At 44.3% G+C, this 671-nt stretch carries 1 protein-coding gene; it reads left to right on the forward strand.

The features are described from left to right. Positions 1-85: 85 nt before the first annotated feature. Positions 86-562 (forward strand): helix-turn-helix domain-containing protein, encoded by a 477-nt coding sequence (locus AC5O77_RS21905; protein ID WP_000469298.1) that lies wholly within the window; start codon positions 86-88, stop codon positions 560-562. Positions 563-671 lie beyond the last annotated feature (109 nt).

A 671-nucleotide genomic window follows, 5' to 3' on the forward strand; every position in this document is an offset into this window, starting at 1 on the left:
GTGCAACAAGGTGTTGCACAGATGTGTCATGATGGCTTAGATTTGAACCAACGTTAGTGCATGGGATTTTCAGAGGGAAAAAATCATGTTTATTGATTCAGAAAAACGACTGAAACAACTTTCAGATGAGGCAAAGAAAAACACCGAGGATCTCGAAGAAGCAAAGAAAAATTCAAGGTTTACACAGGTATCCCCAAAAGGTTGGGAACGTGTTCGAGAGCTGCTGAAGGATAGCCAAGGCATATCAGCACTGAAGCTGTACTCATTTTTAGCGGAGCATATCGATCCTACGTGTGGCGCTGTCGTTGCGGATCAGCAATTCCTAGCTGAAAAACTTGGAGTTAGCAGAAGCACAATTATTCGGTGGCTCAATTACTTAGAATCAAAAAATGCATTAGTTAGAATCCCCGTTGCTGGTAAGGTTTGTGCGTATGCCCTCGATCCACATGAAGTCTGGAAGGGATACAACACTACGAAAAACCATGCAGCGTTTGTCACTAAAACACTGGTCAACAAAGACGGTGATATTCAGCGCCGAATCATGGCCATGTTTTCAAATTGAGCTAGCGGCAGGCGGACAATCAGGGGCTACGTGTTAACGTTCTGACCATGATTGTCTATCCTGCATTGCTCTTTTGCCGCCTCAAAATCCTTTGCGTGTTTTTGCTCCC

It is taken from the genome of Stenotrophomonas sp. INTA L402-1 (assembly GCF_059295135.1).